The sequence below is a fragment of the Rhizobium sp. Root274 genome, assembly GCF_001429245.1.
Taxonomy (GTDB): domain Bacteria; phylum Pseudomonadota; class Alphaproteobacteria; order Rhizobiales; family Rhizobiaceae; genus Allorhizobium.
Window position 1 is genome coordinate 112,616 of record NZ_LMJE01000001.1, and the last position, 14,665, is coordinate 127,280.

Consider the following 14,665-nt stretch of genomic DNA (forward strand, 5'->3'; position numbering starts at 1 on the left):
CACTCAGACGTGGCTCTTTACGCTTAACTATCACTCTTCCTGTTATTTTCGATTCGCGGTGAACCCCGTCGGACAGGTTGACAGCAGGGCGATTTCCGGTGTGAACATGCCGCGCCCTCAAAATACGGTCGGGAGCTCGTACATTTCCATGCCCTTCAAGATGCCGAACCCCAGTCTGCTGCGGCCGAGAGATCGCAGGATCAGCGCCACAACTCCCGTGGTGCCGAATGTCTGACGGCAGCGAGCTGTTGAACGGCGACCGCGAAGAGATCCACTGGCCCTCGCTTGTGGCAGCCATTTCCGCCATCTCGGCCGTCGGGATTGCCATCGGGCTCGGCCTGCCGCTGCTCAGCATCATCCTGGAGAAGCGCGGCATCTCGTCCACCCTCATCGGTCTCAACTCGGCCATGGCCGGTATCGCCGCGATGGCGGCAGCCCCCGTGACCACGAAGATCGCTCATAAGCTCGGCGTGGTGCCGACCATGCTGTGGGCGGTTCTGCTCTCCGCCATCAGTGCAGTCGGATTCTATTATGCGACGCAGTTCTGGATGTGGTTTCCGCTCAGGATCGTCTTCCATGGGGCAACGACCACGCTCTTCATCCTCTCCGAATTCTGGATCAATGCGGCGGCGCCATCGCGTAAGCGCGGGCTGGTCATGGGGATCTATGCGACCATGCTGGCTGTCGGCTTCGCGTCCGGTCCGCTGATCTTCTCGGCGATCGGCAGCGATGGCCTGTTGCCCTTCGCGGTTGGGGCGATCGCCATCCTCGCGGCGGCGATCCCGATCTACATCGCCCGCTTCGAAAGCCCGGCTCTCGATGAAAAGCCGGAGATGCATTTCTTCCGCTATATCTTTCTCGTTCCGACCGCGACTGTCGCCGTTTTCGTCTTCGGGGCGGTCGAGGCGGGCGGGCTTTCGCTCTTTCCGATCTATGCGACGCGCACCGGCTTCACCGAGACCCAAGCCGCCCTGCTGCTGACCGTCATGGGCATCGGCAACATGGTGTTCCAGATCCCGCTGGGGCTGCTGTCCGACCGGATGAAGGATCGGAGGCTTCTCTTGTCGGTTCTCGCCTTCATCGGGCTGTGCGGCTCTCTGGCGCTGCCTCTGCTCACCGACCACTGGCAATTGATGGCGGTTGTGCTGCTCTTCTGGGGCGGCTGTGTGTCGGGCCTCTATACGATCGGGCTCAGCCATCTCGGTTCGCGACTCACCGGGGCGGATCTCGCGGCTGCCAATGCCGCCTTCATCTTCTGCTATGCGGTCGGCACGGTCGCCGGTCCACAGGCGATTGGGGCAGCGATCGATCTTACTGGAAACGACGGTTTTGCCTGGGCAATCGCGGGCTTCTTCGCCCTCTATGTCGTGCTTTCCATAGGGCGCCTGCTTTTTAGCCGGAAACACACTTGACTTTTCGGGCGCGATTTGTAGTTTCGCGCCAGATTTGCCGTGGGCCACGTTCGGTCGTCCACGGCTTCGTTTATTAGAGGCAGGACGACCATGGCCAAGGCTACAACCATCAAGATCAAGCTTCTGTCGACGGCCGACACGGGTTTCTTCTACGTGACCACGAAGAACAGCCGTACGATGACGGACAAGATGACGAAGACCAAGTATGACCCGATTGCCAAGAAGCATGTCGAGTTCAAGGAAACCAAGATCAAGTAAGTCTTGATCGGACCGGTTCCGTAAAAAGGCGTGTCACTCCGGTGACGCGCCTTTTTCTTTGCCGCGTGATTGAGCAGCCTTTCGCCTCCCCTCTGCATCATGGACAAACAAAAACACCGGCTCCCTCGCAGGAACCGGTGTTCTTTCAGAAAGGGGGTCGGTCAGCATGCAAACACGGCACGAGGAACCGCTTTTACGTTGCACACCAACCGACCGACCCCACGACCCAGGAGATGCGGCGGACCTGAGCATCATGGGGTATTCGAAACCTCTTGAAGAGGTCTTTTTCGATGGGGTCAAAGTCTCCCAAGTAGAGTAAAAAATCAACAGTTTATTAACCGCCGGGCGTTGCATGCTCTTGATATGGTTAAATTCGGTACATTAAGTGTTGCCGGACCGTGTTGGACTTCAGTGCTACGCTGATTGCTGAAAGAGAAGACGGATAGTCGATTTTCCAGATGGCAAGCTTAGCCCCATTGCCGATCCGACGAATCTCACCTCAACTGAGATCAATTCCAATTGGAAAAGCTAATATAAAAATAGACAGATGAATTCCACAGCTGAATTCATTGCTTTTGCAGGGAAAAACCCGCGGGCACGTCAACTAATAGTCAAGGCAGGAAAATCATACAACTGTAACTGCCCAAAAACACGGCAAGATGACAATTGTCGCCGTTTTTCGAAGCACTACAAAAAGCTGTGAATGAACAGTTCAGGCCGCAGCGGCGACAACGCGGTTACGGCCGGAATTCTTCGCTTCGTAAAGGGCGCGATCGGCTTGCTTCAGCAATTGCTCAGGCGTGTCGATGCCAGGCGAAAGCGTTGCAATCCCCATGGAAGCGGTGAGCGTGAGCGGCGTCTCTCCCGAGCGAAGCTGGAAAGGCCGCGCCTCGATCATCAAGCGCAGGCGCTCGGCAACGCTGGCTGCCACCTCGGCCGTGGTATCCGGCATCACCACCACGAACTCCTCGCCGCCATAGCGGCAGGCGAGATCGGCGCCGCGCACTGTCGAGCGGATGCGGCCGGAGAATTCCTTGAGAACTTCGTCACCAGCATCATGCCCAAAGGCATCGTTGACCAGCTTGAAGCGGTCGATGTCGGTGATGCAGATGGTGAGCGGCTTGCCACGCACCTTGGCACGGGCAAAGAGCGTGCGAAGCTGCGTATCGAGGTAACGACGGTTGTGCAGACCGGTGAGGCCGTCCGTGACCGCCAGTTCGATCGTCTGGCGCACGCTGTTGCGCAGGCGGTCGTTGTAGCGCTTGCGGCGGACCTGGGTCAGCACACGGGCCAAGAGCTCATTCGGGTCGAGCGGACGGACGATATAGTCGTTCACGCCGAGATCGAGCGCCCGGATGATCATCTGCTCGTCGCCCTGCTCGGTGATCAGCAGGATCGGAATGAAGCGGGTACGCTCAAGCGAGCGCAGCTGCGAGCAAAGCCGCAGCGGGTCGTAATCGGTCAGGTTGCTGTTGACGATGACGAGATCGTAGCCGTTTTCGGCGGCCTCAAAGACGGCCGCCTGCGGATCCGAGAGTGCGCTGACTTCGGCAATCGGCTTCAGGGCCTTGATGATGCGCTCCTGGGAGGCGCCGCGGCTATCGACGAGCAGAACCTGCGCCTGCTCTTCCAGACGGCCGTCCGTAAGCCGCAGGCTGTCTTCGACACCAGCCTGGCGCGTGCCGTCATGGCGGATGCGGAGTTCGTCGCTCAGCGTCTTCAGGCGCACAAGGCTTTTCACGCGGGAGATCAGTTGGAGGTCGTTGACCGGCTTGGTGAGAAAATCATCGGCGCCGGCCTTCAAGCCACGCACGCGGTCCGAGGGCTGATCGAGCGCCGTCACCATGACCACCGGGATATGGGCCGTGCGCGGGTTGGACTTCAGCCGCTCGCACACCTCGAAGCCGTCGATTTCCGGCATCATGATGTCGAGCAGGATCACATCAACCTGGGTGCGGTCGCAGATGTCGAGAGCGTCAAAGCCATTGCTCGCCGTCAAGACCTCGAAATACTCCGCCATCAGCCGCGCTTCGAGCAGCTTCACATTGGCAGGAATATCGTCGACGACCAGAATGCGCGCTGTCATGACATCGGCTCCTCACGCATCCCCGAGATAGGTTTTGATGGTCTCGATGAATTTCGGAACGGAAATCGGCTTGGAGACATAGGCCTCGCAGCCCCCCTGGCGGATGCGCTCTTCGTCGCCCTTCATGGCAAAGGCAGTGACTGCGATGACCGGGATGACGTGCAGATCCGGGTCATCCTTCAGCCACTTGGTCACTTCCAGACCGGAGACCTCGGGCAACTGGATGTCCATGAGAATCAGATCCGGCTTGTGGCGACGCGCAAGATCCATCGCTTCCATGCCATTGCGGGTCTGGACCGTCTCATAGCCGGAGGCTTCGATAAGATCGCGGAAGAGCTTCATATTGAGCTCATTGTCTTCGACAATCATTACCTTTTTCGGCATTCACCCGGTCCTTTGTCCCGCGTCTTCAGGGGCCTGATGCTCGGCCCACGCGCGAGTTCGCATCTTCCGTCGGCCTGCATGCTAGTGCTATTTGGTTTCGAAATCGGTAATTTGCCAGGGAAACAGGAAAAGACTTTATGAAAAACAGAGATATACCTGCGAGCGCCGAAGATACGGCGGTGGCGGTTCTGGGGTGGCTGGCAAACGAACCGGACATGCTTTCGCGCTTCCTGGCGCTCTCCGGAATACAGCCAGGGCAGTTGCGTGGCGCCGTGCAAGACCCCGGGTTTCTCGCGGGAATGCTGGATTTCCTGATGCAGCACGAGCCGACGCTGATGGCTTTTTGCGAAGCGACGGAGACCAAGCCCGAAGTGGTCGTCGCCGCCTATCACCACTATGTGCGACCCGGTCTCGATTCGGGTGAGTTCTGATGCTCACTGATCTGGAGCACATCAAGCTTGCCGATCGGCCGCTGGTCGTCTGCGACGTCGATGACGTGGTGTTGCAATTTGCGACACCCTTCGAGGCCTTTCTCACTGAACGGGATCTGCGCCTGCTGCCCCGGTCGTTCAAGCTGACCGGCAACATCGTTGACGCGGCGGATGCCGTTCTCGACGCGCTCGCCGTCAGGAACCTGATCCATGACTTCTTCGTCGAACAGGAGCGCTGGCAGACGCCGTTTGCGGAAGCCGTGGACAGCCTGCATGCGCTCGCCGCCGAAGCCGATCTTGTGTTTCTGACCGCCATGCCGCCGCGCCATGCCGAGATTCGGCGCCGGCTGCTCGACCGGCTGACGCTGTCCTATCCGATGATCTCCAGCGAGGATCCGAAGGGGCCGATCGTCGCCCGCTTGCATGGTGAGCGCCCCCTGCCTGTCGCCTTTGTCGATGACATGCTGGGCAATCTGAGTTCCGTCGGCGAGCATGTGCCCGAATCGGCACTCGTCTATCTCCCGCCCGACGTCGCAATCTTCCGCTTTGCTCCCGAGCCGCAGGCCCCTGTGCTGCGGGCTCGGGACTGGCTAGAGGCAAGGCAGTTGATCGAGGCGCATTTTCGCGACTGAAGCCGTAGTCGCGATTGAGACCATGCGAACTTTGGGTTGGTCGCGACAGAGGCTCTTGTCTCATCACCGGTGGCGGCATAGTGTGGCAATGTTCAACCTTTGTTCCAAAGATGCCAGCCAGCGATCACTCTTCTCCGGGCTTCTGCCGCGACTGCCTGAAGGGGCAGCCCGAAGGGCTGCGGCGCTGCCGTGCCTGCGGCAGCCCCCGGCTGGTCTATCATCCGGAACTCTCTGACCTGACACTGGCACATGTCGACTGCGACGCCTTTTATGCGGCGGTCGAGAAGCGCGACAATCCGGAGCTCGTCGACAAGCCTGTCATCATCGGCGGCGGCAAGCGCGGCGTGGTGTCGACCGCCTGCTATGTGGCGCGCATCCACGGTGTGCGCTCGGCCATGCCGATGTTCAAGGCACTGGAGGCCTGCCCCCAGGCCGTCGTGATCAAGCCGGACATGGAGAAATATGTCCGCGTCGGGCGCGAGGTGCGGGCGATCATGGAAGAACTGACCCCGCTGGTGCAGCCGATCTCGATCGACGAGGCCTTTCTCGAACTGCGGGGCACGGAGCTTTTGCATCACGAGCCGCCGGCACGGGTGCTGGCGCGTTTTGCAAGGCGTGTGGAGCAGGAAATCGGCATCACGATCTCCGTTGGCCTCTCCTATTGCAAGTTCCTCGCCAAGGTTGCCTCCGACCTGCAGAAGCCGCGCGGTTTCTCGGTGATTGGGGCGGCCGAGGCGGTCGCATTTCTCGCCGACAAGCCGGTGTCACTGATCTGGGGCGTCGGCAAGGCCCTGGCGACGACACTCCAGGCGGATGGGATCCGCACCATCGGACAGTTGCAGGTGATGGACGAGGCAGATCTGATGCGGCGTTACGGCGTCATGGGGCAGCGTTTGGCGCGGCTGTCGCGCGGTATCGATGACCGAACCGTGCATCCCAACGACCCGGCCAAGAGCGTCTCTGCCGAAACGACCTTCTTCGAGGATATCAGCAAGCCGGAGGACCTCATCGTCCATCTGCGGGAATTGTCGGAAAAGGTCGCCTGGCGGCTGAAACGGCAGGGGATCGCCGGGCATACGGTGGTCCTCAAACTCAAAACCGCCGATTTCAAGTCGCGCACCCGAAACCGGCGTCTCGACGATCCGACGCAGCTTGCCGACCGGATCTTTCGCACCGGCATGGCCCTGCTCGAGAAGGAAACCGACGGCACGCGCTTTAGGCTGATCGGCATCGGCGTGAGCGACCTTCGGGATGCGGCCACCGCCGATCCACCGGATCTGGTGGATGCACAGGCAAGACGGCGGGCGGCGGCGGAAGCGGCCATGGACAAATTGCGCGACAAGTTCGGCAAGGGTACGGTGCAGACCGGATACACCTTCCCGAGCAAGCGACCTTGAGTCCGCCATGACCCTTCCCGACACTCCCGATCCCACGATGCGACGGCCCGTGCGCCCGCAGCGGTCAGACAGGCGGTGGCGTCATCTCCGGGTGGCGGCCTCCTATCACCGTCGCCGTGGCAACGATCTGTTGCTGGGCGTGATCCTCGCCTTCGTTGCAGGCGCCATGAATGCCGGGGGCTTTCTGGCTGTCGGGCGCTATACCTCGCATATGACCGGCGTCGTCTCTTCGATCGCCGATGATCTGGCCCTCGGCTTGTTCGGTCTGGTCGGCGCGGGCCTTGCGCTGCTTTTTGCCTTTCTCTGCGGCGCGGCTTCCTCCGCCGTCCTGATCAATTGGGCACGGCGACATGCGCGGCGCCAGCAATATGCTTATCCGCTGGCGCTCGAGTCCGGGCTGCTGATCGTCTTTGCCGGTCTCGGTACGCTGCAGCAGACCGCCGTGGCGCCAGCAACGGCCCTGCTTCTCTGCTTCGTCATGGGCTTGCAGAATGCCACGATCACCAAGATCTCCGGCGCCCGTATCCGTACCACCCATCTGACGGGCATGGTGACGGATATGGGGATCGAACTCGGCAAGTTTGCCTATCTCTGGATCGCGCGACTTCTCTCCCACCCACCGATCCCGGTCGACGGTCGCAAACTTTCCATCCTGTTGCCGATCGTGTCGATGTTCTTCTTCGGCGGGCTGGTCGGCGCTCTCGGCTTCAAGCATCTCGGCCACGCCTTTGCATTGCCGATTGCCGCCCTTCTGCTGGCCGTCGCCTCGCCGCAATTGCAGGGACAGCGCAAGGGGCACGTAAAGCCCGTCTGACGAAGTGAAGCCTGTGGAAAGCCGATCAAACATCCGTGTATGACCCTCGTCCACAAGCGATCGCGAAACTTTTCTTAAACTTCGCCGGGTAGCATCGCGTCATCCTGTATCGCGTATTCCCCGGTCGTATCATGTTCCAGCGTTTCGCCCTCGCCTTCAGCCTCGGCCTCATGGCCAGCAGCGCTCTCAGCAGCTCCCTCTTAGCCAGCGATCGCGGCCCCTTGCAGATCTATGTCTCCAAGTCGACGCAGACGCTCACCGTCTATGACGGCGACGAGGTTCTGGCGACCTCGAAGGTGTCGACGGGCAAGCCCGGGCACTCGACGCCATCCGGCATCTTTTCCATTCTTGAAAAGCGCAAGTACCACGAATCCAACATCTATTCGAATGCGCCCATGCCGTTCATGCAGCGGCTGACCTGGTCTGGTATCGCGCTGCACGAGGGCAAGGTGCCGAACTATCCGGCCTCACATGGTTGCGTGCGCCTGCCGAATGGCTTTGCCAAGACACTGTTCTCGATGACCGAGCGGGGTGCGCATGTGATCATCACCGACGACCCGGTGACGCCGCGGACGATCTCGCAGGCCAACCTTTTTACGCCCCGCCAGCCGATCCCCGCAGGCGGCCTATTGTCGGATGCCGAACTGCGGCCGACCAAGATCGAGGCGTCGCTAAAGCCTGTCGAGGTGGCGATGAACGAAGTCTTGCCGAAGGCAGGTGCCGCAGCCCAACTGGTGCTTGAAGACGAGCCGCCGCTTCGGATCCTCATTACCCGGCGCAGCCAGCGCGAGGAGGTCCGCGACGTTCAGGAAATGCTGACCGAACTCGGCTTCGATGCCGGTGCGACCGACGGCGTGCTGGGAAGCCAGACGCTGGCTGCCATCCGTGGCTACAAGCGCTGGAAGTCGATCGAGAAGGACGGCGAACTCCTCTCGCCCCGCTTCATCACCGCGCTCTCCGCCTCCGCCGGGCGAGAAAAGCCGCTCGCCGGACAGATCATGGTGCGGCAGAAGTTCAAGCCGGTCTTCGAGGCAGCGATTGGTATTCGCGAACCGGAAAAGGGCCTGGGCACGCATTTCCTCGAAGCAAGCCATGTCGACCGGTTCAAGGGCAAGGTCGCCTGGCGCAGCGTCAGCATCGCCAACCACCTGCCGGCGCCGACGCTGAAGCGGTTGGGCATTATCAAACCGGCTGATGATGCGGCTGTCTATACCGCCGAGGCCGCCCTCGCCCGCCTGGATATTCCAGACGAGGTGCGCGCCAAGATCGAGACCATGCTGAGCGAAGGCTCGTCGATCACCATTTCCGACAGCGGGATCGGGCCTGAGACCGGCGACGGCACGGATTTCATCACCGTGACGCGGACGAAGGGGTGAAGCTCCTCACACCAGTTCGACATCCAGTACGCCCGGCGTCGAGCGCATGGCGGCGGCGATTTCGGGTGAGATGCGGAAGCGTTCGGTGAGTTCGACCTCGATCTCGCGCTTGCCTTCATCTTTGATCACGATGAACGACACCAGACCATCGCCGCGGGCGTTGAGGTGGGCAGCGACTGCGCGCAAGGGGCCGGAATCGCGGACATAAACGCGCATGGCCTTCTGCATGCGGATCGACTGCTCCTCCAGCGACTGCGCCGTCTGGATGCGGAGCCCCACCCCTTCCGGCCGCTCTTCGGCAGCAACCGTGATGACCAGTGATTTGCCTGACTCGAGCAGGTCGCGATACTGGTTCAGGCCTTCGGAGAAGAGCACCGCTTCATACTGGCCTGACGCGTCTGAGAAGGTGACGATACCCATCTTGTTGCCGGTTCGGGTCTTGCGCTCCTGCTTCGAGATAACGGTTCCGGCCAGTCGACCGGCCGTGGCGCCCTGTTTCACTGCGACGGAGAAATCGGCGAAATTCTGGACGCGCAGCTTATCGAGCAGTTGGCGATAGGCATCGAGCGGATGGGCCGAGAGGTAGAAGCCGAGCACCTGGAACTCGCGCATCAACTTTTCAGAGGAGAGCCACGGCGTGTAAGGCGCGAAGGCGATCTTTTCCGGCCCGCTCGCACCGCCTGAACCGAACATGTCGGACTGGCCGCTGACGGCGTTTTCCTGGGCACGCTGGGCATAGCCCATGATGCGGTCAAGGCTGCCGATCAGTTCGGCACGGTCACGGCCGAAGCAGTCGAAAGCGCCGGCGGCAATCAGGCTTTCGAAGACGCGGCGGTTGATCTGCTTGGGATCGATCCGGAGGCAGAAGTCCTCCAGGCTTTCGAAGGGCGTGTCGCCGCGCACCTCGACGATGTGCTCGACGGCATTTTCGCCGACACCCTTGATGGCGGCGAGCGCATAATAGATGCGGTTGGGGCCGGTCTGGAAATGGCGGAACGACGTCTGCACCGAAGGCGGCACCACTTCGATGCCAAGACGCCCGGCATCCTGGCGGAAGTCGACGAGCTTTTCCGTGTTCGCCATATCGAGGGTCATAGACGCAGCCAGGAACTCGACCGGGTAATGCGCCTTCATATAGGCGGTCTGGTAGGAGACGATGGCGTAGGCTGCAGCGTGCGACTTGTTGAAGCCGTAATTGGCGAACTTGGCCAAGAGTTCGAAGATATTGTTGGCCTGGGGCTTGGAGACGCCGTTCTTCATCGCGCCTTCGACGAAACGAGCCGACTGCTGGTCCATCTCCGCCTTGATCTTCTTACCCATGGCGCGGCGCAGAAGGTCGGCTTCGCCGAGCGAATAGCCCGAAAGCACCTGAGCGATCTGCATGACCTGCTCCTGGTAGACGATAACGCCCTGCGTTTCCTTCAGGAGATAGTCGATTTTAGGATGAACGGAGGCGAGTTCTTCCTCGCCATGTTTGCGGGCATTGTAGACCGGGATGTTTTCCATCGGGCCTGGACGATACAGCGCCACAAGCGCGATGATGTCCTCGATGCAGTCGGGACGCATGCCGATCAGGGCCTTGCGCATGCCGGCACTTTCCACCTGGAACACGCCGACGGTTTCACCGCGCGACAGCATCTCATAGGTGAGCTTGTCATCGAGCGGGATCGCCGCCAGATCGACCTTGTGGCCGCGCTGCTCCACAACGAAATCGACGGCGGTCTTCAAGACCGTCAACGTCTTCAGACCGAGGAAGTCAAACTTGACGAGGCCGGCCTGTTCCACCCATTTCATGTTGAACTGGGTAACCGGCATGTCGGATCGCGGATCGCGATACATCGGCACCAGCTTCGACAGCGGACGATCGCCGATGACGATACCGGCGGCGTGGGTCGAGGCGTGGCGGTAGAGGCCTTCGATCTTCTGGGCGATTTCCAAGAGACGCGCGACGACAGGTTCCTCGGCTGCGGCCTCCTGGAGCTTCGGCTCCTCCTCGATCGCCTTGGAGAGTGGCGTCGGATTCGCCGGATTGTTCGGTACGAGCTTGCAGATCTTGTCGACCTGGCCATAGGACATTTCGAGCACACGCCCGACGTCGCGCAGGGCCGCACGCGCCTGGAGCGATCCGAAAGTGATGATCTGTCCCACCTGCTCGCGGCCATATTTTCGCTGAACGTAGCGGATGACCTCTTCGCGGCGTTCCTGGCAGAAGTCGATATCGAAGTCGGGCATCGAGACGCGTTCCGGATTGAGGAAGCGTTCGAAGAGCAGCGAAAAGCGCAAGGGATCGACGTCGGTGATGGTCAGCGCATAGGCGACCAGTGAGCCAGCACCCGAACCACGGCCCGGACCGACGGGAATGTCATGCTGCTTGGCCCATTTGATGAAGTCCGAAACGATCAGGAAGTAGCCCGGGAACTTCATGCGCTCGATGACCGAGAGCTCGAATTCGAGCCGGTCGCGATAATCCTTCTCCTCGTAACCCGGTGCCATACCAAGGGCTGCGAGACGGTTGTCGAGGCCTTCCATCGCCTGGCGGCGCAGTTCCAGTGCTTCCTCGCGTTCCGCCTCCTCCGGATCGTCGCTGCCGCCAGTGAAACGGGGCAGGATCGGTTTGCGGGTCGACAGAACGAAGGAGCAGCGGCGGGCGATCTCGACCGTGTTGTCCAAGGCTTCCGGCAAATCGGAGAAGAGCGCCTGCATCTCCGCGCGGCTCTTCAGGTAATGATCGGGTGTGAGGCGGAAGCGGTCGTCGTTGGAGACAATGGCGTTGTGCGCGACGGCCATCAGGGCATCATGGGCGTCGTAGTCGTCGCGCGTCGGAAAAAAGGCTTCATTGGTCGCGACCAGCGGCAGGTCGTGGTCATAGGCCAGTTGCACCACGCGCCGCTCATGGACCCGATCGTAATTGCCATGCCGTTGCACTTCGACATAGAGCCGATCGCCGAAGAGGCGCTTCAGCGCAAGCAGTCTTGCCTCGGCCGACGCGCCATGTCCGTCGCGGAGCATTCGATCGACAGGACCGCCGGATGCACCGGTCAGAGCGATCAACCCCTCCGTGCCGCTCTCTTGCAGCCAGGAGAGTTTGACATGGACCGGTTGGCCGGCATCGCCTCCCAGATAGGCGCGGCTGACGATATCCACCAACCGCTCATAACCCGCAGCATCCGATGCGAGCACGACGATCGACGGCAGATCCGGCATATGGCCATTGCCGCCTCGTTTTTCACCCGTCGAATCTTCCATGTCGATCGACAGCTGGCAGCCGATGATGGGTTGGACGCCGTCACCAATCGCCTTTTGAGAAAATTCGAGCGCGACGAAGAGGTTGTTGGTATCGGTAATGGCAATCGCCGGCTGGTCGTCGGCCACGGCCTTGCCGAGAATCTTCTTGAGCGGCAGCGCGCCTTCGAGGAGCGAATAGGCCGAATGCACCCGCAGATGAACATAACCCGGTCCGACCATGGGACCCGATGGAGCGTCCACTCCGCTGTTGCCTTCGCCCATATCGATCATCCTTGCACTGCACTGAATCAGCGGGATTTTCGATGTTCGGGACGGCGAAGTCCAGTCACGTTTGCCGCGACGGACACATGTATACAGGTTTCAACGGTGGCGCTCAGAGCGCCAGCATCAGCAGGGTCATGCTGGCAACGAATACGGCCATGGAGGTGAATGCAGCAACGTCACGAATGATTTCGGTCATGTCTGTCTCCTAGTTCCTCTATGTTTCCATCATGTTCACTTTTCGTTCTTTCGTCAACCCCAAAAAAGCCCGAACGCCGCGCGGAACAAAAGTCCCGGACGCGTTGCGGTGCAGCAAAATTGGAAAATGATCAGGCCTGGATTTCGACGACCTTCCCGTCGATGAGTGTGACGCAGCGATCCATCCGCCGGGCAATCTCGTGATTGTGGGTGGCAATCATCGCCGACAAACCGGACTGGCGCACCAGCGCCTCCAGCGCGGAAAACACGTAGGACGCCGTTTCCGGATCCAGGTTGCCGGTCGGCTCGTCGGCAAGCAGCACCAGCGGTGCATTGGCAACGGCGCGTGCGATCGCCACGCGTTGCTGCTCGCCCCCCGACAGTTCCGCCGGGCGATGATCGGCGCGGTGGCCGACACGCATGTAATCGAGCAACTGCTTGGCGCGTTCGGCAGCTTCCTTGCGGGTCAATCCGGCAATCAGCTGCGGCATCATCACGTTTTCGAGCGCCGAGAATTCCGGCAGCAGATGGTGAAACTGATAGACAAAGCCGACGGAGTTGCGGCGGATCGCGGTGCGCTGTTCGTCCGGCAGCTCCTGGCAGGCGACGCCACCCAGCGTGACTTCACCAGCGTCGGGATGTTCCAGCAGGCCGGCCACATGCAAAAGCGTAGACTTCCCGGTGCCCGAGGGCGCAACAAGCGCCACAGTCTCACCGGTGCGCAGGGTAAAGTCCGCGCCTTTCAGGATCGAAAGCACGGTTTCGCCCTGGCCATAATGGCGGTCGATGCCGGCGAGAGACAGAACGATGTCGTTGGCCATCGGGATCGGCATCCTTATTCGTATCGCAGGGCCTGGACGGGATCCAGGCGCGAGGCCCGCCAGGCCGGGAAGATGGTCGCCATGAAGGACAGACTGAGCGCCATGACCACCACGGAGATCGTCTCGCTGACATTCATGTCTGCAGGGAGCTGGCTGAGGAAATAGAGTTCGGGATCGAAGAGAACAGTGCCCGACACCCAGGAGAAGAACTGGCGGATGCTCTCGATGTTCAGACAGACGATGACACCCAGCAAAACTCCGGCGAAGGTGCCCGCCGTGCCAATCGCCGCCCCCGTCATGAAGAAGATGCGCATGATGGCGCCGGATGTCGCGCCCATGGTGCGCAGGATGGCGATGTCGCTCGCCTTGTCCTTCACCAGCATGATGAGGCCGGAGATGATGTTGAGGGCTGCAACGAGCACGATCAGCGTGAGGATCATGAACATCACGTTGCGCTCGACCTGCAGGGCCGAGAAGAAGGTCTGGTTGCGCTGGCGCCAGTCGGTGATGAAGATCTGCCGCCCAGCCGCCTGTTCGACCAGCGGACGCAGCCGGTCGACGTCATCGGGGTTCTCGATGAACAGTTCGATCGACTGCACGATGCCTTCGACGTTGAAATAGAGCTGTGCTTCTTCGAGCGGCATATAGATGATCGAGGCGTCATATTCCGACATGCCGATCTCGAAGATGCCGGAGACGGGGTAGGATTTGACGCGGGGGTTGACGCCGAGGGGAGTGATATCGCCCTCGGGAGAGACCAGAGTAATGGTGTCACCTGCAGACAAGCCCAGTTGGGCCGCCATGCGGGAGCCGATCAGGACGCCCTGCCCTGCGGCAAAGCCGACCATGTCGCCCTGTCGAATGTTGGACGAGACGACCGAAAGTTTGGTCAGATCGTCCGGCCGGATACCGCGCACCAGCGCGCCGGTGCCAGCCCCTTCGCGGCCGGAGGCAAGCGTCTGCCCCTCGACGAGCGGCAGCGCCATCTTGATGCCCTGGACGGCACTGAAGCGGGTCGCAAGATCGGCATAGTCGTTCAGCGGCTGGTCAACCGGCTGGACGATCATGTGGCCGTTGATGCCGAGAATGCGGGAAACGAGCTCGGTGCGAAAGCCGTTCATCACGGCCATCACGATGATGAGGGTCGCGACCCCCAGCATGATGCCGATGAAGGAGAAACCGGCAATGACCGAGATAAAGGCTTCCTTGCGCCGGGCGCGCAGGTAGCGCCAGGCCACCATGCGCTCGAATCCCGAAAAGGCGCGCGCAGGCGAGCCTTTCGCGGATCCTGCCGTCTCGTTGCCAGCAGCCTTGCTCGCCATGGTCACTCCTTGCCTTCAGGTCAGTTC

12 protein-coding genes are annotated in these 14,665 nt (G+C 60.9%); 7 read left to right on the forward strand and 5 right to left on the reverse strand.

Annotated features, from left to right (window positions below):
• The first annotated feature begins 227 nt into the window (after positions 1-227).
• Together ASE36_RS00695 and rpmG are read left to right on the forward strand one after the other, a co-directional pair.
• A complete protein-coding gene (locus tag ASE36_RS00695) occupies positions 228-1,412 on the forward strand; it encodes an MFS transporter (protein WP_062274543.1) in 1,185 nt (394 codons plus the stop codon).
• Between the two features lie 90 nt (positions 1,413-1,502).
• Positions 1,503-1,670, forward strand: a complete 168-nt coding sequence (gene rpmG, locus ASE36_RS00700; protein WP_003587245.1) for a 50S ribosomal protein L33 — start codon at positions 1,503-1,505, stop codon at positions 1,668-1,670.
• 712 nt (positions 1,671-2,382) lie between these two features.
• Here the strand turns inward: rpmG and ASE36_RS00705 are convergent.
• Both ASE36_RS00705 and ASE36_RS00710 read right to left on the reverse strand, forming a co-directional pair.
• The gene (locus ASE36_RS00705; RefSeq protein ID WP_062274545.1) at positions 2,383-3,756 is read right to left on the reverse strand and encodes a PleD family two-component system response regulator; all 1,374 of its coding nucleotides are present in this window, start codon (positions 3,754-3,756) and stop codon (positions 2,383-2,385) included.
• A 12-nt stretch (positions 3,757-3,768) separates the two neighbouring features.
• Complete coding sequence (locus tag ASE36_RS00710) at positions 3,769-4,140, reverse strand: response regulator (protein ID WP_062274548.1); 372 nt, start codon at positions 4,138-4,140, stop codon at positions 3,769-3,771.
• 137 nt (positions 4,141-4,277) lie between these two features.
• Here ASE36_RS00710 and ASE36_RS00715 point away from each other — a divergent pair, with 137 nt between their 5' ends.
• The 5 genes from ASE36_RS00715 to ASE36_RS00735 all read left to right on the forward strand — a co-directional run bounded on the left by ASE36_RS00715 (position 4,278) and on the right by ASE36_RS00735 (position 8,790).
• Positions 4,278-4,571, forward strand: a complete 294-nt coding sequence (locus ASE36_RS00715) for a DUF3572 domain-containing protein (protein WP_062274552.1) — start codon at positions 4,278-4,280, stop codon at positions 4,569-4,571.
• Complete coding sequence (locus tag ASE36_RS00720; RefSeq protein ID WP_062274555.1) at positions 4,571-5,203, forward strand: hypothetical protein; 633 nt, start codon at positions 4,571-4,573, stop codon at positions 5,201-5,203. Before ASE36_RS00715 ends, ASE36_RS00720 begins: the two co-directional genes overlap by 1 nt.
• A gap of 110 nt (positions 5,204-5,313) precedes the next feature.
• Positions 5,314-6,600 carry a DNA polymerase IV gene (locus tag ASE36_RS00725; protein WP_062274558.1) on the forward strand — a complete coding sequence of 429 codons (1,287 nt, stop codon included), beginning with the start codon at positions 5,314-5,316 and terminating at the stop codon, positions 6,598-6,600.
• 7 nt (positions 6,601-6,607) lie between these two features.
• Positions 6,608-7,414, forward strand: a complete 807-nt coding sequence (locus ASE36_RS00730) for a YoaK family protein (protein WP_244474624.1) — start codon at positions 6,608-6,610, stop codon at positions 7,412-7,414.
• 131 nt (positions 7,415-7,545) lie between these two features.
• On the forward strand, positions 7,546-8,790 hold the full coding sequence (locus tag ASE36_RS00735; RefSeq protein ID WP_062274561.1) for a L,D-transpeptidase family protein: 1,245 nt from the start codon (positions 7,546-7,548) through the stop codon (positions 8,788-8,790).
• 6 nt (positions 8,791-8,796) lie between these two features.
• On the opposite strand, the gene dnaE is transcribed toward ASE36_RS00735, so the two are convergent.
• From dnaE to ASE36_RS00750, 3 genes are all read right to left on the reverse strand, one after another.
• Entirely contained in the window at positions 8,797-12,306 is a 3,510-nt protein-coding gene (dnaE, locus tag ASE36_RS00740; RefSeq protein WP_062274565.1) for a DNA polymerase III subunit alpha, read from the reverse strand.
• 320 nt (positions 12,307-12,626) lie between these two features.
• Complete coding sequence (locus ASE36_RS00745) at positions 12,627-13,316, reverse strand: ABC transporter ATP-binding protein (RefSeq protein WP_062277784.1); 690 nt, start codon at positions 13,314-13,316, stop codon at positions 12,627-12,629.
• 14 nt (positions 13,317-13,330) lie between these two features.
• Positions 13,331-14,638 carry a lipoprotein-releasing ABC transporter permease subunit gene (locus ASE36_RS00750; protein WP_062274568.1) on the reverse strand — a complete coding sequence of 436 codons (1,308 nt, stop codon included), beginning with the start codon at positions 14,636-14,638 and terminating at the stop codon, positions 13,331-13,333.
• Between the last annotated feature and the right edge of the window lie 27 nt (positions 14,639-14,665).